Origin of the sequence: Kitasatospora fiedleri, from assembly GCF_948472415.1 — a bacterium.
GTDB classification, from domain to species: Bacteria; Actinomycetota; Actinomycetes; order Streptomycetales; family Streptomycetaceae; genus Kitasatospora; species Kitasatospora fiedleri.
Map to the genome: position 1 here is coordinate 244,375 of NZ_OX419519.1, position 24,148 is coordinate 268,522.

The 24,148-nt window shown below is 75.4% G+C and carries 16 protein-coding genes and 8 pseudogenes; 17 read left to right on the top strand and 7 right to left on the bottom strand.

Annotation, left to right across the window (positions count from 1 at the left end):
• The first annotated feature begins 71 nt into the window (after positions 1–71).
• The 3 genes and pseudogenes from QMQ26_RS01230 (at position 72) to QMQ26_RS01240 (ending at position 4,168) form a co-directional block, all read left to right on the top strand.
• On the top strand, positions 72–1,835 hold the full coding sequence (locus QMQ26_RS01230) for an amino acid adenylation domain-containing protein (RefSeq protein ID WP_282204426.1): 1,764 nt from the start codon (positions 72–74) through the stop codon (positions 1,833–1,835).
• Positions 1,836–1,867: 32 nt separating this feature from the next.
• Entirely contained in the window at positions 1,868–3,295 is a 1,428-nt protein-coding gene (locus QMQ26_RS01235) for a thioester reductase domain-containing protein (protein WP_404814251.1), read from the top strand.
• Between the two features lie 247 nt (positions 3,296–3,542).
• Positions 3,543–4,168: pseudogene (locus QMQ26_RS01240) on the top strand (leucyl/phenylalanyl-tRNA--protein transferase).
• A gap of 65 nt (positions 4,169–4,233) precedes the next feature.
• Here QMQ26_RS01240 and QMQ26_RS01245 read toward each other — a convergent pair.
• Complete coding sequence (locus QMQ26_RS01245; protein ID WP_100834577.1) at positions 4,234–4,881, bottom strand: TetR/AcrR family transcriptional regulator; 648 nt, start codon at positions 4,879–4,881, stop codon at positions 4,234–4,236.
• 221 nt (positions 4,882–5,102) lie between these two features.
• Between QMQ26_RS01245 and QMQ26_RS01250 the strand changes: the two genes are divergently transcribed.
• The 7 genes and pseudogenes from QMQ26_RS01250 to QMQ26_RS01280 all read left to right on the top strand — a co-directional run bounded on the left by QMQ26_RS01250 (position 5,103) and on the right by QMQ26_RS01280 (position 14,167).
• Positions 5,103–6,674 (top strand): MFS transporter, encoded by a 1,572-nt coding sequence (locus tag QMQ26_RS01250; protein WP_282204427.1) that lies wholly within the window; start codon positions 5,103–5,105, stop codon positions 6,672–6,674.
• A 401-nt stretch (positions 6,675–7,075) separates the two neighbouring features.
• The gene (locus QMQ26_RS01255) at positions 7,076–8,185 is read left to right on the top strand and encodes an ABC transporter substrate-binding protein (RefSeq protein ID WP_282204428.1); all 1,110 of its coding nucleotides are present in this window, start codon (positions 7,076–7,078) and stop codon (positions 8,183–8,185) included.
• Positions 8,186–8,389: 204 nt separating this feature from the next.
• Positions 8,390–9,968, top strand: a pseudogene (locus tag QMQ26_RS01260) (sugar ABC transporter ATP-binding protein).
• Positions 9,965–10,927 carry an ABC transporter permease gene (locus QMQ26_RS01265; protein ID WP_282204429.1) on the top strand — a complete coding sequence of 321 codons (963 nt, stop codon included), beginning with the start codon at positions 9,965–9,967 and terminating at the stop codon, positions 10,925–10,927. Before QMQ26_RS01260 ends, QMQ26_RS01265 begins: the two are co-directional and overlap by 4 nt.
• On the top strand, positions 10,924–11,937 hold the full coding sequence (locus QMQ26_RS01270) for an ABC transporter permease (protein ID WP_111555581.1): 1,014 nt from the start codon (positions 10,924–10,926) through the stop codon (positions 11,935–11,937). Before QMQ26_RS01265 ends, QMQ26_RS01270 begins: the two co-directional genes overlap by 4 nt.
• A 69-nt stretch (positions 11,938–12,006) precedes the next feature.
• Positions 12,007–13,036: pseudogene (locus QMQ26_RS01275) on the top strand (LacI family DNA-binding transcriptional regulator).
• A 42-nt stretch (positions 13,037–13,078) separates the two neighbouring features.
• Positions 13,079–14,167 (top strand): annotated as a pseudogene (locus tag QMQ26_RS01280) (aldose epimerase family protein).
• On the opposite strand, the gene QMQ26_RS01285 reads toward QMQ26_RS01280, so the two are convergent.
• Positions 14,071–15,276: a LacI family DNA-binding transcriptional regulator gene (locus QMQ26_RS01285; RefSeq protein ID WP_282204430.1), complete on the bottom strand. Its 1,206-nt coding sequence runs from the start codon at positions 15,274–15,276 to the stop codon at positions 14,071–14,073. The pseudogene QMQ26_RS01280 and the gene QMQ26_RS01285 sit on opposite strands and share 97 nt — an antisense overlap.
• A gap of 228 nt (positions 15,277–15,504) precedes the next feature.
• Here QMQ26_RS01285 and QMQ26_RS01290 point away from each other — a divergent pair.
• Together QMQ26_RS01290 and QMQ26_RS01295 are read left to right on the top strand one after the other, a co-directional pair.
• A pseudogene (locus tag QMQ26_RS01290) lies at positions 15,505–16,887 on the top strand (arabinofuranosidase catalytic domain-containing protein); the annotation flags it as partial.
• A gap of 134 nt (positions 16,888–17,021) precedes the next feature.
• Positions 17,022–17,330, top strand: coding sequence for an RICIN domain-containing protein (locus QMQ26_RS01295; protein ID WP_282204431.1), 309 nt, complete (start codon positions 17,022–17,024; stop codon positions 17,328–17,330).
• Between the two features lie 138 nt (positions 17,331–17,468).
• Here the strand turns inward: QMQ26_RS01295 and QMQ26_RS01300 are convergent, their stop codons facing one another.
• A complete protein-coding gene (locus QMQ26_RS01300; protein WP_100834586.1) occupies positions 17,469–17,972 on the bottom strand; it encodes a PadR family transcriptional regulator in 504 nt (167 codons plus the stop codon).
• A gap of 304 nt (positions 17,973–18,276) precedes the next feature.
• On the opposite strand from QMQ26_RS01300, the gene QMQ26_RS01305 reads away from it, so the two are divergent.
• From QMQ26_RS01305 to gdhA, 5 genes and pseudogenes are all read left to right on the top strand, one after another.
• The gene (locus QMQ26_RS01305) at positions 18,277–18,420 is read left to right on the top strand and encodes a hypothetical protein (RefSeq protein ID WP_282204432.1); all 144 of its coding nucleotides are present in this window, start codon (positions 18,277–18,279) and stop codon (positions 18,418–18,420) included.
• On the top strand, positions 18,417–18,923 hold the full coding sequence (locus QMQ26_RS37810; RefSeq protein ID WP_404814033.1) for an alpha-amylase family glycosyl hydrolase: 507 nt from the start codon (positions 18,417–18,419) through the stop codon (positions 18,921–18,923). The genes QMQ26_RS01305 and QMQ26_RS37810 overlap by 4 nt, the downstream gene beginning before the upstream one ends.
• Positions 18,896–19,450, top strand: coding sequence for an alpha-amylase family glycosyl hydrolase (locus QMQ26_RS38600; protein ID WP_449768964.1), 555 nt, complete (start codon positions 18,896–18,898; stop codon positions 19,448–19,450). Before QMQ26_RS37810 ends, QMQ26_RS38600 begins: the two co-directional genes overlap by 28 nt.
• Positions 19,332–19,709, top strand: a pseudogene (locus tag QMQ26_RS38605) (alpha-amylase family glycosyl hydrolase); the annotation flags it as partial. The gene QMQ26_RS38600 and the pseudogene QMQ26_RS38605, both read left to right, overlap by 119 nt.
• Positions 19,710–20,365: 656 nt before the next feature.
• A pseudogene (gene gdhA, locus QMQ26_RS01315) lies at positions 20,366–21,739 on the top strand (NADP-specific glutamate dehydrogenase).
• Between the two features lie 138 nt (positions 21,740–21,877).
• Here gdhA and QMQ26_RS01320 read toward each other — a convergent pair.
• The 4 genes and pseudogenes from QMQ26_RS01320 to QMQ26_RS01335 form a co-directional block, all read right to left on the bottom strand.
• A complete protein-coding gene (locus tag QMQ26_RS01320; RefSeq protein ID WP_282204433.1) occupies positions 21,878–22,192 on the bottom strand; it encodes a hypothetical protein in 315 nt (104 codons plus the stop codon).
• A complete protein-coding gene (locus QMQ26_RS01325) occupies positions 22,156–22,659 on the bottom strand; it encodes a hypothetical protein (protein ID WP_282204434.1) in 504 nt (167 codons plus the stop codon). The genes QMQ26_RS01320 and QMQ26_RS01325 overlap by 37 nt, the downstream gene beginning before the upstream one ends.
• A complete protein-coding gene (locus QMQ26_RS01330) occupies positions 22,656–22,892 on the bottom strand; it encodes a hypothetical protein (RefSeq protein ID WP_282204435.1) in 237 nt (78 codons plus the stop codon). The genes QMQ26_RS01325 and QMQ26_RS01330 overlap by 4 nt, the downstream gene beginning before the upstream one ends.
• Positions 22,893–23,015: 123 nt before the next feature.
• Positions 23,016–23,930: pseudogene (locus QMQ26_RS01335) on the bottom strand (hypothetical protein); the annotation flags it as partial.
• Positions 23,931–24,148: the final 218 nt, after the last annotated feature.

The window sequence follows — 24,148 nt, forward strand, 5'->3', positions numbered from 1 at the left end:
TCAGTCCTGTGGTGGAACGAGCAGGCGGTACGGCGGACGGTCCTCCCCCGCCGGATGGGACCAGCTGGTCGGTGATCCGCGACGCCTCCGGGCGGCACGCTATCCGACCGGCCGCGGCGGCCCGGACGGACGGGTGGGAGCCGGTCTTCGGGCCGGCCGGACGCCAGGAGTGCCGGGCGTTCGTCGACCGGGGCTGGCGGCCGCCCGAGCTGGGCCTGGCGGCCCGGTCCGGGACCGGCCCGCGGCCCGGGCCGGGCGGGCCGGTCCCGGTGTACGAGGCGTTCCGGGCCCGCGCGGCGCGGGACCCGGAGGCGCTCGCCGTGCTGGGCGAGGGCGGCACGCTGTCCTACCGGGAGCTGGCGCTGCGCGCCGCCCGGCTGGTCGGGGCGCTGCGGGCGGCCGGGGTCCGGCCGGGCGACGCCGTGCCGGTCCGGCTGCCCCGCGACGTGGACCTGGTGGTCGCCTGGCTGGCCGTGCTCGGCGCGGGCGGCGGCCTGCTGCCGGTGGAGCCGTCCTGGCCCGCCGAGCGGCAGGACCGGGTGGTGGCGCGGTGCGGGGCGGCCGTGGCCGTGGCGGCGGGCGCCCCGGGCTGGCCGGGGGTGCGGGTGCTCGGGCCGGACGCGGCGGGTCCCGTCGAGGAGCCGCCCCCGCTCGGGCCGGGCGACCTGGCGTACCTGATCCACACCTCCGGCTCCAGCGGCGTCCCCAAGTGCGTGGCCGTGGCGCACGGGCCGCTGGCGTTCACCCTGGACCGGGTCGGCCGGGCGTACGGGCTGGCGCCGGGCGACCGGGTGCTGCAGTTGGGCGCGCTGGGTTTCGACACCGCGCTGGAGCAGGTCCTCGCGCCGCTGACCCGGGGCGCCGCGGTGGTGCTCGGCGGGGTCGACGCGTGGGCACCGACCGAGCTGCTGGAGCGGATCGGGGAGCTGCGCCTGACGGTGGCCGACCTCACCCCCGCGTACTGGCACCACCTGGTGGCGCAGCTGGAGCCGGGCGAGCTGGGCCGGACGGGGCTGCGGCTGGTCCTGGTCGGCGGGGACGTGGTGCACGTGGACGACTGCCGGGCCTTCCTGGCCCGGCTGCCGGGCGTGCGGCTGCTCAACGCCTACGGGGTGAGCGAGGCGGCGATCACCTCCACCCTCTGCGAGGTGACGGCCGAGGTGCTCGGGGACGCCGCCGCGACGGCGCCGGCGCCGATCGGCCGGCCACTGCCAGGGGTGCGGGTGCACCTGCTGGACGGGCGGCTCGAACCCGTGGCGCCGGGCGAGAAGGGCGAGATCCACCTGGCCGGTCCGGGCCTGGCGCTGGGCTACTGGCGGGACGCCGCCGCGACCGCCGAGGCGTTCGTGCCGGACCCGTCCGCCGGGGAGCCGGGGGCGCTGATGTACCGGACGGGCGACACCGGGCGGCTGCGGCCGGACGGTGTCCTGGAGATCCTCGGGCGGGTCGACGAGCAGGTGAAGGTCGGTGGCTTCCGGGTCGACCCGGGCGAGGTGGAGGCGGTGCTGGCCGCCCACCCGGAGGTCCGGCTGGCGAAGGTGCTGGCCGACCGGACCGCCCCGACGGCAGCGCCGCCCTCACCGCGTACTACACGACGGCGGACCCGGAGACGGCCCGCGCGCCGGAGCGGGTCGCGCCGATCCGCGCCCACCTGGCGCACTACCTGCCCGCGTTCATGGTCCCGGCCGCGTTCGTGCCGCTGGCGGCGATGCCGCTCACCGCGGCCGGGAAGATCGACCGCCGGGCGCTGCCGGCCCCGCCCGCGTCGGCGGTGCACGCCGCCGCGCCGCCACCGGGGCCGGGCGACGGCGTTCCCGCGGACGCGACCGAGCTGACCATCGGCCGGCTCTGGGCCGAACTGCTCGGCGTGGACCACGTCGAGCCGCTGGACGACTTCTTCGCCCTGGGCGGGACGTCGCTGCTGGCCATGGAGATGCTGGCCCGGGTCCGGCTGCTGGCCGACCTGGACGTCACCCTGGTGCGCGGGCTGACCCGGTCCCTGCTCGGCGAGCCGACGTTGCGGGCGTTCGCCGCCGCGGTCCGGGCCGCCCGCACGGGTGGTCCGGCCGGCGCCGGGCCGGGGGCGGGCGGCATCGACTGGAACGCGGAGGCCGAGGTGCGCTGCCCGGTGCGCGGCGGCGGGCCCGCGCCGGACCGGGTCCGGCCCGCCGAGATCCTGCTCACCGGCGCGACCGGCTTCTGCGGCGCCCACCTGCTGGAGACGCTGCTCGCCACCACCGGGGCGCGAATCCACTGCCTGGTCCGGGCGCCGGACCGGGCGGCGGCGGCCGAGCGCCTGTACGAGGCCCAGCGGCGCTTCCTGGGGCGGCGGTTGACGGACCCGCGGATCGTCCCGCTGACCGGGGACCTCACCGAGCCCCTACTGGGCCTGCCGCAGCACCGCTTCGACTGGCTGGCCGAGCACCTCGACGCGATCCACCACCTGGGCGCCCGGGTCAACTTCCTCTACCCGTACCACCAGCTGCGGCGCGCCAACGTGGACGGCACCCGGGAGGTCGTCCGGCTGGCCGGGCACCGCCGGGGCGTGCCCGTCCACTACGTCTCGACGCTGGCCGTGCTGGCCGGTTTCGGGGCGGCCGGCGTCGACCGGGTGGACGAGCGCACCCCGCTCGCCCACCCCGAGCACCTGGGGGTGGGCTACGTGGAGTCCAAGTGGGTGGCCGAGCAGCTGCTGCACCGGGCGGCGGCGCAGGGACTGCCGGTCACCGTGATCCGCACCAACGACGTCACCGGGGACCTGGCCGGCGGGGCGATGAACCCGGCGACCGAACTGTGGGCGCTGGTGCTGTACTTCGCCGAGAGCGGGCGCTACCCGCAGGTGCGGCTGCCGCTGGACTTCGTGCCCGCCGACCGGTTCGCCCGGGCCGCCGCCCACATCGCCGCGCACGCCCCGGCCCGCGGCGACGTCTACCACCTCGCCTCGCCGCGGCCGGCCTCGCTGCCCGAGCTGGCGGCCCGGATGGCGGCCGCCGGCCGGCCGCTCACCGCCGTCCCCTACCGGGAGTGGGTGCGCGAACTGGTGGCCTTCGCGTCCGCGCACCCGTCCCACCCGATCGCGCCGTACGCGCCGCTGTTCGTCGACCGGGCGCCCGGCACCGGGCTGTCGATCAGCGAGCTGTACTTCCGGCCGGTCTTCCCGCGCTTCGACCGCTCCCGGGCGGAGGCCGCCCTGGCCGGCAGCGGCATCGTGCTGCCGGACGTCGACGCCGGGCTGCTGGACCGCTGCCTGGCACAGTTGGACGGCACCGGGCTGCTGCCGGGCCGGGCGGGCTGAGGCCGCCGTGAGCACGATCGACGAGCCGGACGCCTTCGACGGACCCGGCCCCGCCGCCGAAGCGGACCCTTTCGACGGACCGAGCCACTTCGACGGGCCGGACGCCCTCGACGGGCCGGACCCCTTCGACGGGCTCGACCTCGCCCGCGCGCCCGGTGACGCCCCGGTGGCGTTCGGCGCGGAGCTGACCGGCCCGGTGCTGCTGGCCGCCTACCGGCGCGGCCTGTTCCCGATGCCGGCCGACGACATGGCGGCCGCGTTCCACGAGGTCCGCCACGGCTCGGAGGTGGCGGCCGGGCGGATCGCGCTGCTGCCCGGGCCAGCCGGGCAGGACCCGTACGCGCTGGCCTGGTGGTCCCCCGATCCGCGCCCGGTCCTGGCGCCGGGGGAGGTGCACCTGGCGACCCGGCTGCGCCGGAGCCTGCGGACCGGGGCGGACGGGTCCAGCACGGCGGACCGTGCCTTCGCCGAGGTGGTGGCGGCCTGCGCGGAGGGGCGGCGCCCGGTCTGGCTGACGCCGGCGCTGCGCGCGGCGCTGGCCCGGCTGCACCGGGCGGGCGTCGCGCACAGCGCCGAGGTCTGGGACGGGCCGGAGCTGGTGGGCGGCGCGTTCGGGGTCGTGGTCGGCGGGTGCTGAGCCTGGACTCGATGTTCGGGCGCCGGCCGGGAGCGGACCGCACCGCCGTCGCCGACCTGGCCGCCCGGTTCGCCGCCGCCGGGGGGCGGCTGCTGGACGTGCAGTGGGACAGCCCGCACGTCCGGGCCCTGGGCGCCCGGCCGACGGCCCGCGGGGACTACCTGCGGGCGCTGGCCGAGCCGGCCGCCCCCGCCGCGCCGGAGACCGGGCGGCTGCCGCTGTCCCGGCTGGGCTGAGACCGGGCGGGGACCGGGCCGGGACCGGGCCGGGGGGCGCCCCGGGGCGCCCCCCGGCGGGCGGCTCAGCCGGCCTGGAGGCGGAGTCCGGCGAGGGTGAGGTCGAGTTCGGCGAGGAACTGCTCGCGGTCGTCGTGCCCGTCGAACTCGTCCACGATGTGGTGCAGGAACGGGTAGCGCTCCGGGTCCAGGGCGCGCCAGTTGTCGGCGAAGCGGCCGAGGAACTCCTCGCGGCCCACGGCGCCCTCGACGACCTCCTCGGGCGGTTCCTCCTGGCCCAGGTCGGCGGCGTTGCTGACCACGACGCCGATGACCGCCGACAGGGCGTGGAAGCGCTGCTTCGGGGTGAGGTCGAGGCGCAGCAGCTGCCGGCCGAGCAGTTCGTACAGGCGCAGCGAGTTGCCCTCGCTGCCGATGTTGCGCAGGAAGCGGTCGCCGAGCCAGGGCCGATCGGCCACCGCGTCGAACAGCGTGACGGCCATGGCGCGCAGGTCGGCGATCGGGTCGGCCGTGTCGGGCCGCTGCTCGACGGTGGTCAGGACGCCGCCGAGGACGTGGTCGATGGCGCGGTCGAGCAGGTCGTCCTTGCCGGAGACGTACCAGTAGATGCTGCCGACGCCGGTGCCCAGCCGGCCTGCCAGGGCGCGCAGGGTCAGGGCCTGTTCGCCGTCCTCGTCCAGCAGGGCGACGGCGGCGGCGAGGACGGCCTCCATGGAGTGCGAGGCACGTCGACGCCCTCGGGTCGGGCGTTCGGCGGGGTGCGGTCGCGTCGGTGCCATGGTTCCCATCCAATCACATTTGCGGGATTATCGAACTCGGTTCTATAGTAGAACCACGTTCGATAGTGCGTCGCGGACCGGTACGGCCGCACCCCGCGCCCGCCCGGCGCGACGCCCGGACCGCCCCCGCCCGACACCACGAAAGGAGGCCCGTCATGACTGCCACCGCTGCCGCACCCGCGGCTTCCCGCACCTATCCGTCGCTGCGCGCGGCCTGGATTCCGCTGGCCGCGCTCTGCCTGGCCTTCTTCGTCGAGATGGTCGACAACACCCTGCTCTCGATCGCACTGCCGACCATCGGCCGGGACCTGGGCGGCGGCACCACCGCCCTCCAGTGGGTCACCGGCGCGTACTCGCTGACCTTCGGCGGCCTGCTGCTGACCGCCGGATCGATGGCCGACCGGCTCGGGCGGCGGCGGGTGCTGCTGGTCGGCCTCGCCGCGTTCGGCCTGCTCAGCCTGGGCGTCGCCGCCGTGACCGGCACGGGGCAGCTGATCGCCCTGCGGGCCGGGCTGGGCGTCGCCGCCGCGGCGATGGCGCCGATCACCAACTCGCTGGTGTTCCGGCTCTTCGACGACGCGGCGCTGCGGATGCGCGCGATGACCGTGATGATCGTCGTCGGCATGTCCGGCTTCGTCCTCGGCCCGCTCCTCGGCGGCACCGCGCTGGCCCACGTCAAGTGGCAGTGGCTGCTGCTCGTCAACGCCCCGATCGCGCTGCTCGCGGCGATCGGCGTGCGGTTCGGCGTCCCCGCGGACCGGCCGGAGGACCTCACCAAGGACCGGCTCGACCTGCCGGGCGCGGTGCTCAGCGTGCTCACCATCGGCCTCGCCTGCTACGCGCTGACCAGCGGCGTCGAGCACGGCTGGGCCTCCGCCGCCACCCTCGGGACGGTGCTCGGCGCCCTGCTGGCGGGCGCGGTGTTCGTCCGGCACGAGCGCCGCACCGCCTCGCCGATGCTGGACCTGCGGCTGTTCTCGAACGGCACCGTCCGGGGCGCGGCCGTGGCGCAGATCGGCACCGCCATCGCGATGGCCGCCGTGATGTTCGGGCTGATCCTGCACTTCCAGTACGCCTACGGCTGGAGCCCGGTGCGGGCCGGCCTGGCGAACCTGCCGATCATCTTTACCATGCTCGCCGCCACCCCGCTTTCGGAGTGGTTCGCCAAGCGGTTCGGCCACCGGATCGCCTGCCTGATCGGCGCGCTCTGCCTGTCGGGTTCGCTGGCCGGCCTGGCCTGGGGCGTGGACCACGGCTACGCCGCCATCGCGGTCTGCATGGTGGTGATGACGATCGGCCTGCGCACCGTCATGACGATCTGCGCGATCGCCCTGGTCGAGGCGATGCCGGGCAACCGCACCTCGATGGGCACCGCCCTGAACGACACCGCGCAGGAGGTCGGCAGCAGCGTCGGCACCGCCGTGGTCGGCACCCTGATCGCCGCCCTGGTCACCACCCAGCTGCCGACCGGCACCTGGGACCAGCCCCTGGTCCACTCGTTCTTCCACGGCGAGCGGATCACCTACGCGGTGCTCGCGGTGGTGGTCGGCCTGATCACCGCCGTCGGCGCCCTGACCCTGACCGACTCGCACAGCACGGACGAGCACGGGGCCGAGCCCGAGCCCGCCGACGAGTCCGCCGGGTCCGCCGCCGAGCCCGCTGACGGGTCCGCCGGAGGGTCCGCCGCCGGACAGGCGGACGCACCGGCCGGCGAGCCCGTGCGCTAGCCCGCCCGCCGGCCGGTCCCCCGGCCCGCCCCGACGCCGTCCCGGCCCCCGTCGCGCTTCTGCGGCGGGGGCCGTTCCGTCTCCGGGGACGTTTCCGGAGGCCGGGACAACCGGTGTCCATGTCAGGTTCCTCGTTTCACAACGTTGGAAATACCTGGGCAGCGGTATCAGAGCAGCCCGGCGCGGCGCTGTCCAGCCTCCGCGCAGCACCACTTCCGGCCGCCCCGGTCCACCCGCAGGTCAGCAGCCGATAGGCCGAGTTGACGGGAGATCAGGCGGCGGCGAATTGGTGCGCGACTTCTTGACATCGTCCGACAGGATGGCCCATCGTCCCTCTACATCGTTGGAAACCGGCGGGTAGCCGGTGACTCCCCCACGCAGTCAAGGATGTGATCGGGCGTATGAACCCCACCCTGCGCGCCAAGTCCGCCGTCGCCGCACTGCTCGTCGCGGGGCTGTGCGCGTCCGCGTCCGCCTGCACCAACCAGGGCTCCGGCCAGGGCTCCGGGACGAGTGCCGCGGCGGGCGCGAACAGCGCCGCCGCCCAGCAGGTGGTCTCGCCGTCGGCGAGCGCGAGCGGCCCCGGCTGCACGGCCGACACCTACGGCGCGCCGAAGCTGGACCTGGCCGACGGGAAGACCGTGGTCGGGTTCTCGCAGTCGGAGTCGACCAGCAACCCGTTCCGGGCGGCGGAGACCGCCAGCATCGAGGCGGAGGCGAAGAAGCTCGGCGTGAAGCTGATCGAGCGCAACGCGAACGCCGACGTCAACGCCCAGAACGCGCAGATCCAGGACATGATCGCGCAGGGCGCGCAGGTGCTGATCGTGGCGCCGGAGAACTCCGACGGCCTCGGCCCGGCGCTGGCCGCGGCCAAGGCGAAGAAGATCCCGGTGCTGACCATCGACCGCACGGTGACCGGCGGCGCGTGCAGCGACTTCGTCGCCTTCATCGGCTCGGACTTCTACGGGCAGGCGCAGATCGCCGCGGACGACCTGGCGGGCGCGACCGGCGGGCAGGCGCACGTGGCGATCCTCCAGGGCACGCCCGGCAACAACGTGTCGGCGGACCGGACCAAGGGCTTCACCGACCAGCTCGCGGCCAAGTACCCGAACATGCAGGTGGTGGCCTCGCAGACGGCGAACTTCGACCAGACCGAGGGCCAGAAGGTGATGGAGCAGCTGCTCCAGGCGCACCCGGACATCAACGCCGTGTACGCGGAGAACGACGGCATGGCGCTGGGCGCGATCCAGGCGATGCGCTCGGCCGGGAAGACCCCCGGCAAGGACATCCGGATCGTGTCGATCGACGGCATCCGGCAGGCCGTGCAGGGCGTGGTGGACGGGCAGTTGGTCGCGGACATCGAGACCAACCCGCGGTTCGGCCCGCTGGCCTTCCAGTCCCTGAAGGACTTCTACGGGACGGCCGGCGTCCAGCCCAAGGTGATCATCAAGGACGGCCACTTCACCAAGGACAGCGCCCAGCAGGCGCTCGCCCAGGGCCTCGTGTACTGACCCCGCGCCGCCGCCGGAGCCGCGCCCCGCCCGGTGCGGCCCCGGCGGCGGCCCGCGACCACCCACCGCGCCCCGAGGAGGAGGACCCATGACCGAGGCGGACCCCGCGGCGCCGACCGCGGCCGAGCCCGTACCCGTCGGCACCGGCACCGTTCCGACCGCGGCCGGCCCGCGCCCGCCGGCACCGGCACCGGCACCGGCACCGTGCTGACCGCGGCCGGCGTCGACAAGAGCTTCGCGGGCGTGCACGCCCTGCGCGGCGTGGACCTGGTGCTGCGGGCCGGCCGGGTGCACGCCCTGATCGGCGAGAACGGCGCCGGCAAGTCGACCCTGATCAAGGTGCTGACCGGCGTCCACCGCCCGGACGCCGGGCGGATCGAACTGGCGGGGCGCCCGGCCGCGTTCCGCACCCCGCTGGAGGCGCAGCGGGCCGGGATCTCGACGGTGTACCAGGAGGTCAACCTGGTGCCGATGATGTCGGTGGCCCGCAACCTGTTCCTCGGCCGGGAGCCGCGCCGTCGGGGCCTGCTGGACGTCCGGCGGATGAACCGGGAGGCCGCCGGGCTGCTGGCCCGCTACGGGGTGCGCGCCGAGGTCTCCCGGCCGCTGCGCGAACTGGGCCTGGGCGCCCAGCAGATGGTGGCGCTGGCCCGGGCGGTGCAGGTGGAGGCGCGGGTGGTGGTGATGGACGAGCCGACCTCCTCGCTGGAGCCGCGCGAGGTGGACACCCTGTTCGGGGTGGTCCGGGAGCTGACGGCGCAGGGCATCGCGGTGGTGTACGTCAGCCACCGGATGGACGAGCTGTACGCGCTCTGCGACGAGGTGACGGTGCTGCGGGACGGCCGGGTGGTGCACGCGGGCGACCTGGCCGGGCTGGGCCGGCGGGAGCTGGTGGGGCTGATGCTGGGCCGGGAGCTGGTCGCGGCCCGGGTCCGCACCGCCCGCACCCACGACGCCCGGCGGGCCCACGGGGCGGACGGCGAGCCGGAGCGGCCGGTGCTGCGGGCCGAGGGCCTGACGGTGCGCCACAAGGTCCGCGACGTGGGTTTCGCGCTGCACCGGGGCGAGGTGCTGGGGCTCGGCGGCCTGCTGGGTTCGGGGCGCAGCGAGACCGCGAAGGCGGTGGTGGGCGCGCTGGGCGCGGACGCCGGGCGGGTGGAGGTGGCGGGCCGGGTGCTGGCGCGGCGCAGTCCGGCGGCGGCGATCCGGGCGGGGGTGGTGCTGCTGCCCGAGGACCGGAAGGCGGAGGGCATCGTGCCGGGCCTGTCGGTGCGGGAGAACATCGTGCTGGCGGCGCTGCCCCGGCTGTCCGGGCGGGCCTGGTGTCGCGGGCCCGGCAGGACCGGATCGTGGAGACCTTCATGACCCGGCTGCGGATCAAGGCGCGAGCCCGGAGCAGAAGGTGTCGGACCTGTCGGGCGGCAACCAGCAGAAGGTGCTGCTGGCGCGCTGGCTCTGCCTGGGCCCGAAGGTGCTGCTGCTGGACGAGCCGACCCGGGGCATCGACGTCGGCGCCCGGGCGGAGGTGCAGGCGCTGATCGACGAGCTGGCGGCGGAGGGCCTGGGGGTGCTGCTGATCTCCTCGGACGCCGAGGAGCTGATCGCGGGCGCGGACCGGGTGCTGGTGCTGAAGGACGGCGCGGTGGTGGAGGAGCTGACCGGCGCCTCGATCAGCGCGGACGGGCTGCTGGCCGCGCTGGCCCACGACCCGGACGCGGCTGACGGGCCGTCGGAAACGGCTCCCGCGAAGGAGAACGACGACACGGACGGAGGTCCCCGATGAGCGCCCTGGCCCTGGCCGGTGCGGTGCGCGGGCGCGGTCCCGCGCTGCGGCTGCTGCGGCGTTACGGCGTGTACGCGGCGCTGGCGGTGCTGTTCCTGGCGGCGGTGGTGCTGGACAGCGGCTTCCTGTCGGCCGGGAACGTGCGCATCCAGCTGTTCCAGGTCGCCCCGACGCTGCTGGTGGCGCTGGGGATGGCGCTGGTGATCGGCACCGAGGGCATCGACCTGTCGGTGGGCGCGGTGATCGCGCTGGCCGCGGCGGTGGTGCCGCTGTACATCGGCTGGGGGCTGCCGGTGGCGGTGGTGACGGCGGTGGCGCTGGGCGCGGTGAGCGGGCTGGCGGGCGGCGCGATGGTGGCGTTCACCCGGGTGCAGCCGATCGTCGCGACGCTGGCCCTGATGATCGGGGTGCGGGGCGTGGCCTCGCTGGTCAACGGGGCGTCGGCGAAGCCGGTGACGGACCCGGCGCTGCTGCGGCTGGGCTCGGAGGCGTTCGCGGGCGTGCCGTGGACGGCCTGGCTGGCGGCGGGGTGCGTGGCGCTGACCGCCGTGCTGGTGCACCGGACCACGTTCGGGCGGCAGTTGGTCGCGGTCGGCGACAACCGGCGGGCGGCCCGGCTGGCCGGGCTGCCGGTGCGGCGGGTGCTGCTGACGGTGTACCTGCTGTCGGGGTGCTGGCGGCGGTGGCGGGGTGCTGATCATCGGCCACGGCGCGGAGGCCGACCCGGCCAACCAGGGCCGCAACATCGAACTGGACGCGATCACCGCGGTGGTGGTCGCGCGGACGCCGCTGGCCGGCGCAGCGTGCGGGTGCTCGGCACCGTCGCGGGGGCGCTGTTCATGCAGCTGATCACCGCGGTGCTGACCCAGCACGACGTGCACAGCTCGATCACCAAGATCGTCGAAGCGGCCGTCATCTGCCTGGCCGTGTACGCCTCCCAGGAGCGTGGTACCCGATGAGCCCCACGACCGCTTCCGCCCGGACGGAGCCGGCGGCCCGCCGCCGGCCGACCGCGGAGACCCCCGCCGAACGGCTGGCCGGCCGGATTCGCCGACAGGGCGCGCTGACCGTGCTGGTCCTGGTGGTGCTGGGCGCGGCGGTGTTCTCGCCCGGCTTCGCGAGCACCGACAACCTGGGCGCGATCCTCGGCAACAACGCCTTCGGCTGGCTGCTGGCGCTCGGCCTGACCTTCGTGATCCTCACCGGCGGCATCGACCTGTCGGTGGGGTCGATGTACGCGCTCGGCGGGGTGCTGGCCGCCTGGGCGGCCCAGCACCACGGCACCTGGGCGGCGGTGCTGCTGCCGCTGGCGGTGGGCGCGGCCTGGGGCTGCGTGCACGGCCTGCTGGTGGCCCGGGCGGGCATGGCCCCGTTCATCGTGACGCTGGCGGGCCTGCTCGGGGCGCGCGGGCTGCTGCAACTGATCACCTCCGAGGGCACCAGCACGTACCTGGTGCCGCGCGGTTCGGCGTTCCGGGCGCTGGGCGAGGGCACCTGGACGCCGGTGCTGATCTCCGCCGTCCTGTTCGGCCTGGGCGCGCTGCTGCTGACCAGGACGAAGTTCGGGGCGGCGACCACCGCGATCGGCGGCAACGAGCACGCGGCCCGGCTGATGGGCCTGCCGGTCGCCCGCACCAAGGCCCTGGTGTACGTGCTGTCGGCGACCCTGGCCAGCGCGGCCGGGGCGCTGGGCAGCGCCCGGCTCGGCTCGGGCGTCACCACCGTGGGCGTGGGCTACGAGCTGACCGCGATCGCCTCGGTGGCGATCGGCGGGACGCTGCTGACCGGCGGCAGCGGCTCGGTCGGCGGCACCGTGGCGGGCGTGCTGCTGCTGTCGGTGATCCACAACCTGATCGACCGCTCGGCCTCGCAGTACGGCTCGGCCGTCACCGACACCGTCAACGGCGCCTTCCTGGCCGTGGTGGTGCTGGCCCAGGCGCTGCTCGACCGCGGGCGCCGCGACGAATGAGCGCCGCCCCGGGAGCGGGGACGCAGCGGGCCGATCGGGGCAGTGCCGGAAGAGCGAGGGGGCAGGGCCGTGGGCGTGAGCCTCAAGGACGTCGCGATGCGGGCCGGAGTGTCCGTCAAGACCGTCTCCAACGTGGTCAACGACTACCCGCACGTCAGACCGGGCACCCGGGACCGGGTGCGGCAGGCGATCGAGGAGCTGGGCTACCGGCCCAACGCGACGGCCCGCCAACTGCGCACCGGCCGCAGCGGGATCATCGCGCTGGCCGTGCCCGAGCTGGGCAACCCGTACTTCGCGGACCTCGCCGCGGCGGTGATCGACGCCGCCGCGCACCACGGCCACACCGTCCTGCTGGACCACACCGCCGGGCTGCGCGCCAAGGAGACCCTGGTGTCGCAGGGCTTCCGCAGCCACCTGATCGACGGGCTGATCCTCAGCCCGATCCGGCTGGAGGCGGAGGACCTGCTGCGCCGCCCGGCCCGGCCGCCGCTGGTGCTGCTCGGCGAGCGCGAGTACGACGCCCCGTTCGACCACATCGCGATCGACAACGTGGCCGCGGCCCGGCTCGCCGTGCGCCACCTGCTCAGCCTGGGGCGGCGCCGGATCGCCTTCGTCGGGGCCCGCCGCGACAGCCGCCTCCAGCCCGCCCACCTGCGGCTGCGCGGCTGGCGGGGGAGATCCTGGCGGCCGGCGGCAGCCCCCGGGACGACCTGGTGGTGGCCACCGACGGCTACGACCGCCTCGACGGCGCGGTCGCGATGACCCGCCTGCTCGACCTGCCGGAGCCGCCCGACGCCGTCTTCGCCTACAACGACCTGGTCGCCCTGGGGGCGCTGCGGGTGCTCGCCGAGCGGGCGTGCGGGTGCCCGAGGAGGTCGCCGTGGTGGGCTTCGACGACATCGAGGAGGGCGGCTACGGCGCCGTCACCCTGACCACGATCGCCCCCGACAAGGCCGCGATCGCCCGGCTCGCCGTGGACTGCCTGATCGCCCGGATCGAGGCCGCCCCCGACCGGCCCCCGGCCCGGCCCCGCCGCATCCTGCCCGGCCACTCGCTGGTGGTGCGCGAGTCCACCGTCGGCCGCACCGCCCGTCCCTGACGCTCCGTCCCCTTCCCCGAGGCCCGAGGACTCCCGTTGCCGATCCCGTCCGCCACCCGTGCCCCGTCCGTCACCCGCAGCCCGTTCGGCGCCCTGCCCGACGGGACCCCCGTCGACCGCTGGACCCTCGACGCCGGGACCGGCGTCCGCGCCGAGGTGCTCGACCTGGGCGGCATCCTGCCCGGCTGGAGGTCCCCGACCCGGAGGGCCGGAGCGCCTCGGTGGTGCTCGGCCGCGCCGACCCGGCCGGGTACGCCGCCGACAGCGCCTACCTGGCGCGCTGATCGGCCGCTACGCCAACCGGATCGCGCACGGCGGCTTCCGGCTCGACGGCCGGGCGCACCGGGTGCCCGCCACCGACCGCGGCCACGCCCTGCACGGCGGGCCGGGCGGCTTCCACCGCCTCCGCTGGCAGGCCGCCGCCCGGCCAGGCCCGGACGCCGCCGCGCTCCGCCTCGACCTGCACAGCCCGGACGGCGACATGGGCTTCCCCGGCCGGCTGCACGTCACCGCCGTCTACACCCTGGAGCGCTCGGGCACCCTGCGCCTGGAGTGGACCGCCCGCGCCGACCGCCCCACCCCCGTCAACCTCACCCACCACGCCTACTTCCGGCTCTCCGGCCGGGACGGCGGCAGCGTGCTCGACCACCGGCTCGCCGTCGACGCCGACGCCTACCTGCCGGTCGACCCGACCGCCGTGCCGCTGCCCGGGCCGCCCGCCCCGACCGCCGGCACGCCCTTCGACCTGCGCGAGCCGCACCCGATCGGGGCCCGGCTCGCCCTCCCGCACCCGCAGCTGGACGCCGCCGGCGGCTACGACCACTGCTGGGTGCTCGACCCGGCCGCCCGCCGGCGCGCTGCGCCGGGCCGCCCGGCTGGAGGACCCGGCCGGCGGGCGCCGGATGGAGGTCTGGACGACCGAGCCCGGGCTGCAGGTCTACACCGGCAACGGCCTGGACGGCGACCCGCACCCGCGGCACGCCGGGGTCTGCCTGGAGACCCAGCACTTCCCCGACTCCCCCAACCGCGCCCGACTACCCGGACACCGTGCTGCGCCCCGGCGCGGTGCGGCGCAGCACCACCGAGTTCCGCTTCCCGCACCTGGCCGCCCCGCCGGGAGGCCCGGCGTGAGCGGGCGGCGGCGCGGCCCGGCGTCGCGGGCGGCGGCTCGGCGGGGGCCGGTCAGCGGGCGGTCCGTCAGCGGGCCAGGTGCTGCTCTCCCGGACCACACCCGGAAGCCCGGCGTGATCCGCCGGCCCGGGCCGTGTAGCGCTGCTCGATGCGCTCCTCCAGGCAGCGGACGGCGAGTTCGCGCGATCAGCCGCTTGTCGGGGCGCGACGGTGGTCAGCGAGGGGATCGCGTACGCGGCCTCCTCGACGTCGTCGAAGCCGACGATCGCGAGGTCCTGCGGCACCCGCAGCCCGGCCTCGTGGGCGGCCCGCAGCGCGCCGAGCGCGAGCAGGTCGTTGAAGCAGAACACCGCGTCGGGTCGCCGCGGCAGGCGCAGCAGGCGGCGCATCGCCGAGGCGCCGTCGGGGCGGAAGTAGGCCCGGACCGGGGGCCGCAGCTCCTGGTCGGCCGTCAGGCCGGCGCCGGCCAGCGCCTCCTGGTAGCCGGCCAGGCGCTGTTCGGCGGTGGCCCGGGGCGCGGGGTCCTGCCAGCCGATCGCGGCGATCCGCCGGTAGCCCTCGTCGATCAGGTGGCGGGTCGCCTCCCGGGCGCCGGCCACGTTGTCGATGTGCACCCGGTCGGCGACCGGGCCGAAGTCGGCCTCGCCGAGCAGGACCAGCGGGATCTCCCGGGAGCGGGCCAGCAGCGCGGCCCGGTCCAGGCCGAGCGGGCTGAGGATGACGCCGTCGATCATCGGTCCGCCCAGGCCCGAGGCGATCCGCAGCTCGGCCGCCGGGTCGCCGCCGGTGTCGTCCATCAGCACGGTGATGCCGACCCGGCGGGCGGCCGCGATCACCTCGACGGCGAGTTCGGCGAAGTACGGCGAGGGCAGTTCGGGGAAGGCCAGCGCGATCACCCCGCTGCGGCCGGTGCGCAGCCGGCGGGCCGTCAGGTTGGGCTGGTAGCCGAGCCGGTCGATGGCCCGCTGCACCCGTTCCCGGGTGGCCTCCGCGACGGGGGTGGTCCCGTTCACCACGTTCGAGACGGTCTTGACGGAGACGCCGGCCAGTTCGGCGACGTCCTTCAAGCGCGGCGCCGCGGCGCCGGTTCCGTTGTTCGGTACGGACAAGACCGCACCCCCTCCTCCCGCCGACCGTGCGCGAGGGAGCGAGGCCGGCACCACCAGGACGCCGCTGTTTCAACGTGAGAATACAAGGTCGCCGATGAACCGCCAGCCTCCGCGCGCCCGCGGCCGGTCGCCGCCCCCGGGCCCGTTCCGCGCACCGGTACCGCCCCTTGCACCCCCACCCCGAAGGAGCGCACCTTGTCCCGTCGATTCCCGCTGCCCGCCGGGCAGTTGTGGCGCAGCGCGCGAGCGGCCGCGGCCGCCCTGGCGCTGCTGGTCGCCGCGCTGATCGGCCTGCCCGGCGTCGGCCACGCGGCCGGCTCGCTGCCGTGCGACCTGTACGCGTCCGGCGGCACGCCCTGCGTCGCCGCGCACAGCACCACCCGTGCCCTGTTCTCCTCCTACAACGGCCCGCTGTACCGGGTGACCCGGGCCTCCGACGGCGCGGCGTCCGACATCGGCCTGCTCGCGGCCGGCGGCTACGCCGACGCCCAGGCGCAGGACCGGTTCTGCAACGGCAGCAGCTGCCGGATCACCCGGATCTACGACCAGACCTCCCGGCACAACGACCTCACCCCGGGCCCGGCCGGCACCTCCGGCATGGGCAACGACCGGGGCGCCGACGCCTCCGAGATCGCCGTCAGCGCCGGCGGCCACAAGGTCTACGGCGTGTGGATCTCGCCCGGCGTCGGCTACCGCTACACCGGCGTCGCCTCGGGCGTGGCCGTCAACGGGCAGCCCGAGGGCGTCTACATGGTCGCCAGCGGCACCCACGTGGGCGCGGACTGCTGCTTCGACTACGGCAACGCCGAGTCCACGCCCGCCGACACCGGCAACGGCCACATGGACGCCGTCTCCATCGCCACCACCTGCTACTTCCCGCCGTGCAGCGGCAGCGGGCCGTGGATCGAGGCCGACCTGGAGAACGGCATGTTCCAGGGCGACAACGGCTCCAACACCGCCAACCTCGGCAACAGCAGCCCGTTCGTCACGGCGGTGCTGAAGAACAACGGCCAGACCGCGTACGCGCTCAAGGGCGGCAACGCGCAGTCCGGCGCGCTGACCACCTGGTGGAACGGGGCGCTGCCGAGCCGGGCCGGCTACCGGCCGATGAAGCAGGAGGGCGGCATCATCCTGGGCATCGGCGGCGACAACTCGAACTGGAACCGCGGCACCTTCTTCGAGGGCGTCATGGTCTCCGGCTACCCGAGCGACGCCACCGAGAACGCCGTCCAGGCCAACGTCGTCTCGGTCGGCTACAACGGCCGCACCGACCTGCCCAACGGCCCGCAGGGCACCGTCACCGGCCCGGGCGGGCAGTGCGTGGACGTCGCGGCCGACGACACCGGCGCCAACGGCACCGGCGTGCAGCTGTGGAACTGCCAGACGTACGCCGAGGACCAGCACTGGGTGCACGGCGTCGACGGCTCGCTCGGCACCCTCGGGCGCTGCCTGGACGCCACCGGCAACGGCACCGCCAACGGCACGCTCCTGCAACTGTGGGACTGCAACGGCGGCGGCGCGCAGAAGTGGCTCCAGCAAGCCGACGGCTCGCTGCTGAACCCGCAGTCCGGCCGCTGCGTGGACGCGCCCAACGGGAACAGCGCCAACGGCACCCGGCTGCAGCTGTGGGACTGCAACGGCGCCGCGGCGCAGAAGTTCGCGGTCAACGGGGGCGGTCCGGTCGCCGCCCCGGCGGGCAGTGCGTGGACGTCGCCAACGACGACAACGGCGTCAACGGCACCGCCGTGCAGCTGTGGAACTGCCAGTCCTACGCGGTCGACCAGCACTGGTTCCACGCCGCGGACACCTCGCTGCGCACCCTGGGCCGCTGCCTGGACGTCAACGGCAACGGCACGGCGGCGGGCAGCCAGGTCGAGCTGTGGGACTGCAACGGGGTGGGCGGCCAGAAGTGGGTCCAGCAGGCGGACGGCTCGCTGCTGAACCCGCAGTCGGGCCGCTGCCTGGACGTCCCGAGCGGCAACACGGCCAACGGCACCCGCCTCCAGCTGTGGGACTGCAACGGGAGCGCGGCGCAGAAGTTCGCGCTGCGCTGACCGCTGACCGCTGACGGCCGGCCGCCGCACCGGCGGGTTCCGCGGGGGCGCCGCACCCCGTGGGGCCCGCCCGGCCGGCCGCGCCCGCCCGGCCGTCCGCGCCCGGCCGCGCCCGTTCGGGTCAGGCGGGGCGGGCGCTCAGGTGAACTCCTGCTGGCAGCGCTCCAGCCAGTCGAGTTCGGCCTGGAGGTGGAGGACCTCGCCCTCGATCAGCAGCCGGGAGACCTCGTGGTCGGGCGACCGGTCGGCGGTGGCGTGCAGGCCGCGGATGGCGGCCAGGCAGTGGGAGCGCTGGAGGTCGATCAGGGCGCGCGGGTCGGCGAGGCGGGTGCGGGGGGCGAGGACCAGCTTGAGGAAGAACTCCTCGCGGACCTTGCCGCCGTCCGACGGGCGGGCGAACCAGTCGGCGAGCACCCGGCGGCCGTCCTCGGTGAGCGCGAAGACCCGCTTGGCCGGGCGGCCGTCCTGGGCGACGTCCTGCCCCTCGATCAGGCCGGCCTTCTCCAGTCGGCCGAGCGTGACGTAGACCTGCCCGTCGTTGGTGCGCGGGTAGGCCGGGCCGAACGTGGACTCCAGGGCACGCCGGAGCTGGTAACCGTGCGCCGGGCCGGCGGCAAGCAGCGCGAGGAGCGGAAGCCGCACTCGGATGCCTCCCTTCGAGGTCAGTGGGGGAGTGCGCCGTGCGGCCGAACGTCGTCGGTCGTACGCCGGGCGGCTCTCCTGGGCTCTGGCCTACCCCGTTGTGCGCCCCCTTATTCGCCCTGATTCGCCCCGACTGGTGGCACTCGCCGTCTCAAGAGGTGACATCTTCCTCTCCAGGCTCCTGGACATGCTCTTTAACCTCTACCTAACATCTAGGTATCCCCGACGAACTGACGCGTTGTCAGCCGCCGCGGGCCCGTGCCTGTCAGCGCGACCCCCTCGCGCGCTCCCGTGAAGGTGACGCATGATCACGTCCGTCGTCCCCGCCGACCCGCCGCGCCCCGCGCAGGCCGTCGAGGCCCCCGCCGTCCGCACCGCGGACGGAGTGCTCCCGGAGGAACGGGCGGCGGCCGCCGCCCCGACGCGCTGTGGTGGCGCGACGCGGTGATCTACCAGGTGTACGTGCGCAGCTTCCAGGACTCCGACGGCGACGGCATCGGCGACCTGCCGGGCGTGCGGGCCCGGCTGCCGTACCTGAAGCGGCTGGGCGTGGACGGGGTGTGGCTGAACCCGTTCTACCCGTCGCCGCAGCACGACCACGGCTACGACGTGGCCGACTACAAGGGCGTCGACCCGATGTTCGGCACCCTGGAGGACTTCGACCTGCTGGTCGAGGACTGCCGGAAGCTGGGCCTGCGCCTGGTGCTGGACACCGTGCCCAACCACTGCTCGGCCGAGCACCCGTGGTTCCTGGAGGCGCTGGCCGCCGCCCCGGGCTCCGTGTCCCGGGCCCGGTTCCACTTCGCGGACGGCCGCGGCCCGGACGGCGGGCTGCCGCCGAACAACTGGCGGGCGATGTTCGGCGGCCCCGCCTGGTCCCGGATCACCGAGCCGGACGGCACCCCGGCCAGTGGTACCTGCACATGTTCACCCCGGAGCAGCCGGACCTGAACTGGCGCAACCCGGAGGTGCCCGTCGAGTTCGAGAAGGTGCTGCGGTTCTGGCTGGACCGGGGCGTGGACGGCTTCCGGATCGACGTGGCGGCGGGCCTGTTCAAGCACCCGGAGCTGCCGGACTCCCCGGACCCGGAGGCGGACGAGCGCACCCGCGACTCGGTCAACCCGCTGGCCTGGAACCAGCCGGAGGTGCACGAGGTGTGGCGCTCCTGGCGAGCGATCTGCGAGGAGTACACGGCGCTGGACGGGCGGCAGCGGCTGCTGGTCGGCGAGGCGTCCGTGCCGACCCCGGCCGAGCAGGCCATGTACGTGCGCGGGGGACGAGCTGCACCAGGCGTTCTTCTTCCACCTGCTGCACGCGCCGTGGGACGCCGAGCACTTCCACCAGGTGATCGACGCGGCGGTGCGGGACATCACCGCGACCGGGTCGACCGTCACCTGGGTGCTCAACAACCACGACCAGGTCCGCACCACGACGCCGCTTCGGCAGCTCCGAGCGGGCCCGGGCCGCCGCGCTGCTGATGCTGTCGCTGCCCGCGCGGCCTACCTGTACCAGGGCGAGGAGCTGGGCCTGCCGGAGGTCGACGACCTGCCGGACGAGGTGATCACCGACCCGATCTTCCACCGCACCGGCAACCGCAAGGGCGTCCGGGACGGCTGCCGCGTCCCGCTGCCGTGGGCCGGGGCGAAGGCGCCGTACGGGTTCAGCCCGGAGGGTTCGGCGCCGAGCTGGCTGCCGCAGCCCGCCTCGTTCGCCCGGTACACCGCCGAGCGGGCGGTGGCCGACCACACCTCGCCCTACCACCTGTACCGGGAGGCGCTGCACCTGCGCCGACTGCTGCCGCAGCTGGGCGAGGGGACGCTGCGCTGGATCGAGACGCCGCCGAACGTGCTGGCCTTCACCCGGGGCGACGGCCTGCTGGTGGCGACCAACTTCGGCACCGTCCGGCCCCGGCGCCGGTCACCGGGCAGCCGCTGCTGTCCTCCGGCCCGTGCCCGGCCGGGGTGCTGCCGCCGGCCACCACCGCCTGGTGGATCCTGCCGCGCCGCTGACGCCCGGCCCTCCCCCCTCCTCCCCCTTCCTCCGGAGGCCGACCGGTCGGCCTCCGAGGAAGGCTCCCCGGACACGCCCGAAATCCACAGCGAATTCACACCGGGCGTCGAGGTTCAGCCGCTTGGGCCGGAAATGGGCCGCCGATGGCCGGGGCTTTACCTTTCGGGCGACCGAAATGACCCGTTCGGGCGTGCACATCGTGGACGCGCGGTCGATGGACGCAGGTCAGTCCTGGGACACTGGTGCGGACCACCGGTCCCACCCCGTCGGCCCACGCGTGTCAGGCGCGCCGCCGGCGGTCCTCAACGGCGAGGAGGACCAGGGGCGCCCCCGGGACGGGAGCGCCCTCGTGCGCCATCCGATCCACGGAAGGTTGTGCCCGCATGCCGGCCACCCCCCCACGCCGCGTCCACCGACACCGGCGCCCGTCTGATCGAGCCGCTGTACCAGGAAGTCCTGCGCCGCAACCAGGGCGAGAACGAGTTCCACCAAGCGGTCCGCGAGGTCCTCGACACCCTCGGCCCGGTGCTGCTCCGGCGCCCCGAGCTGGTCGACGCCCGGATCGTCGAGCGGGTCTGCGAACCCGAGCGCCAGCTGATCTTCCGGGTGCCGTGGTCCGACGACCGGGGCGGCATCCACGTCAACCGCGGCTTCCGGGTAGAGTTCTCCAGCGCCCTCGGACCGTACAAGGGCGGGCTGCGCTTCCACCCCTCGGTCAACCTCGGGATCGTCAAGTTCCTCGGTTTCGAGCAGATCTTCAAGAACGCCCTGACCGGCATGCCGATCGGCGGCGGCAAGGGCGGCTCCGACTTCGACCCCAAGGGCCGCTCGGACGCCGAGATCATGCGCTTCTGCCAGTCCTTCATGACCGAGCTGCACCGCCACCTCGGCGAGTACACCGACGTCCCGGCCGGTGACATCGGCGTCGGCGGGCGCGAGATCGGCTACCTGTTCGGCCAGTACAAGCGGATCACCAACCGCTACGAGTCGGGCGTGCTCACCGCAAGGGCCTGGGCTGGGGCGGCGCGCAGGCCCGCACCGAGGCCACCGGCTACGGCTGCGTGATGTTCACCGAGGAGATGCTGCGCACCCGTGGCGAGAGCCTGGACGGGCAGCGCGTGGTGGTCTCCGGCTCCGGCAACGTGGCGATCTACGCGATCGAGAAGGCCCGGCAGCTCGGCGCGACCGTGCTCACCTGCTCCGACTCGACCGGCTACGTGGTGGACGAGAAGGGCATCGACCTGGACCTGCTCAAGGAGGTCAAGGAGACCCGCCGCGGCCGCGTCTCCGACTACGCCGAGGCCCGCGGCGCGCACGTGAAGTACGTGGCCGGCACCGGCGTGTGGAACGTCCCCTGCGACGTGGCACTGCCCTGCGCCACCAGAACGAGCTGCACGAGGCGGACGCCCTCGCCCTGGTCCGGGGCGGCGTCAAGGCCGTCGCCGAGGGCGCCAACATGCCCACCACCCCGAGGCCGTCCGGGTCCTCCAGGAGGCCGGCGTGGCCTTCGCCCCCGGCAAGGCCGCCAACGCCGGCGGCGTCGCCACCTCCGCGCTGGAGATGCAGCAGAACGCCTCCGCGACTCGTGGACCTTCGAGCACACCGAGGCCCGCCTCGGCGAGATCATGAAGCACATCCACGACTCCTGCCACACCACCGCGGAGAAGTACGGCAGCCCCGGCAACTACGTGGTGGGCGCGAACATCGCCGGCTTCGAGCTGGTCGCCGACGCGATGCTCGCCCAGGGCCTGATCTGACGCCCCGCTGAGCCCCCGGGCCGGGACCGCGACGGCGGTCCGGGCCCTTCGCGGTCGAGGCGCTTCGCCGGCCGGGGCGCTTCGCCGGCCGGGGCGCTTCGCGGTCGGGGCGCTTCGCCGTCCGGGCCCGGCGGCAGGTCAGGTGCGGAACCCGGCATGCACGTGGTCGTGGTGGGTGGCGTCGCTGAAGAACTGGTTCGCCGTCGCCCCGCCGGACAGCTGCCGCGGGCCGCCCACGTTGTAGGAGCCCGCCGCCGCGGCCGCCCGCATGAAGGAGTCCACCAGTTCGGCCGGGGTCGCCGGGTCCACCACCGCCCGCCCGTCGATCCGCCAGGTGTCGAACGCCCGCCCCTGCGGGTGGTCGCTCCGGCGGTCGGTGCCGAACACCAGCAGCGGGTGGCCCGAACGCACCACGCTCACCTCGAAGTCGTACGTGCCCGCCAGCGCCAGCATCGCGGTGAGCGGCGCGTCGTGCACCTGCCCGCTGCGCACGTCCGCCACCGCCGCCGGGGCAGCGCGATCCGCGGCTGCGCCAGCACCCTGGTGGCCGGATCGCCCAGCGCCGCCGCCACCGCCCCGGGGTCGGCCGGGTGCAGCGCGGTGACGCTCCACCGGGGCGAGCCGCTGCTCAGCCGGACGTCGACCGTGCTGCCGGTGGACACCGGCGCGCCGTCCGGCCCGGCCAGCCACTGCCGGCACACCACCAGCACGCTCGCCGAGTCCGCCAGCAGCCCGCCGTACTGGGCGTACACCACCTCCAGCGCGGCCCGCGGGGCGTCCGCGAGCAGCGGACCGCCCTGGTCGGCCAGCCCCGGGTCCACCCCGAGCGCCGCCACCCGCTGCCGGGCCGCCGCCACCCCCTGCCCGCCCGGCGGCCACCCGCCGATCGCCTCCACCACCTGCGCGGCGCGCAGCTTCACGTCCGGCTGGAGCTCGCCCGGGCCGGCTGCCAGGCGGCGGGCGCGGGGAAGGCGGCGCTCGCACCGGCGGCCGGGCTGCCGGGGCTGTTCTGGCTGCTCTGGCCGCCCGGGCTGCTCCGGCTGTCGGGGCTGCTCGGGTTGTCCGGGCCGATCTGGCCGCTTTGGCCGCTTTGGCCGCTCCGGCCGGTGGACGAACAGGCCGTCAGGGCGCCGCCCAGCCCGGCCAGCAGCACGGTGCGGCGGCCGGGCAGGGGCGGCGGAACGGGGACGGGTGGGGCGGGTGGGTGCTCACCCGGCCAGTGTCGGCCGGGGGCGGCGGTTCCGGTCGGCGCGACCCGCCGACCGCGACCGGCCGGTCAGCAGGTGATGGCACCCTTGCGCAGGGCGTGCTTGCCGGTGTTGCTGTCGTCCGACCAGTAGACGGGCTTGCTGCCGCCCACGCACTCGTCGGCGCCGGCCAGCGTGAAGCCCTCGTTGTTGAGGTTCGACATGCCGGAGGGGCGCTTGTAGACCGCGGTGGGGGCGAACGCGCCGCTGCCGTCGACCCGGAAGGTGCGCAGCTGGCCGGAGCAGGTGTCGTCGCAGACCACCCACATCCGGTTGGCCTGCGGCTCCCAGGACAGCTCCATCACGCCGGCCATGCCGCTGCTGACGGTGGCGACCCTGGTGAAGCCGCCGGCCTCCAGCAGGACGTAGCCGTAGACCGTGCCGGTGCCCTCGACGCCGACGAAGAACACGCCACCGGTGTGCGCCGCGTAGCGGCCCGGGGCGTAGGCGGCTCCGGTGGAGGCGTCCTTGAAGCCCGCGCCGGTCAGGTAGCCGTCGGGCACCCAGGTGACGCCCTCCAGCCCGGCGTTGGAGCCGGTGGAGGGCAGGTCGGGGGTGAGGTTCCACTCGCGGGTGGCGGTCAGCGTGCCGCCGGTGCCGGAGACGTCGTAGCGCAGCACGGAGAGCCGGCTGGTGGAGGAGGAGTCGGCGTTGCGCTCGCTGGAGACGTACACGCCGCCGGCCGAGCCCGCGCCGGTCACGGTGACGCCCTCGTCGTCGGGGGTGCCGGTGCCGCCGGGGAAGCGCAGCGACTTGCCGGAGCCCCAGCCGTTGGCGGTGTCGGGCTTCCAGCCGCCGGAGCCGTTGGGGACGAGCCGCCACAGCTTGCCGGAGTTCTGCGCGCCCCACATCACGCCGCCCTCCTGCTGGAGGCCGGACAGGTCGGAGCCGAACACGCCCGAGGCGTCGGCGGTGGTGACACCGGAACTGCCGGGCCAGGCCACCGCGCTGGGGGCGGCGGAGGCCGGGGCGGCGGTCAGTGCCCGGCGACGAGGGCCGCCAGGGCGAGGGCGGCCGACGGCCGGGCGAGTCGGCGGCGGCGCTCGGGGTGCGCGATGGGGTCCCTCGGTTCGGTGGGTGGACACGGCTGCGGGAGCGTCCGCGGAAACAGCGTCGCCCAACCTCCCGACCCCGCCCCAACGGGACACCACCGCGATCCGGC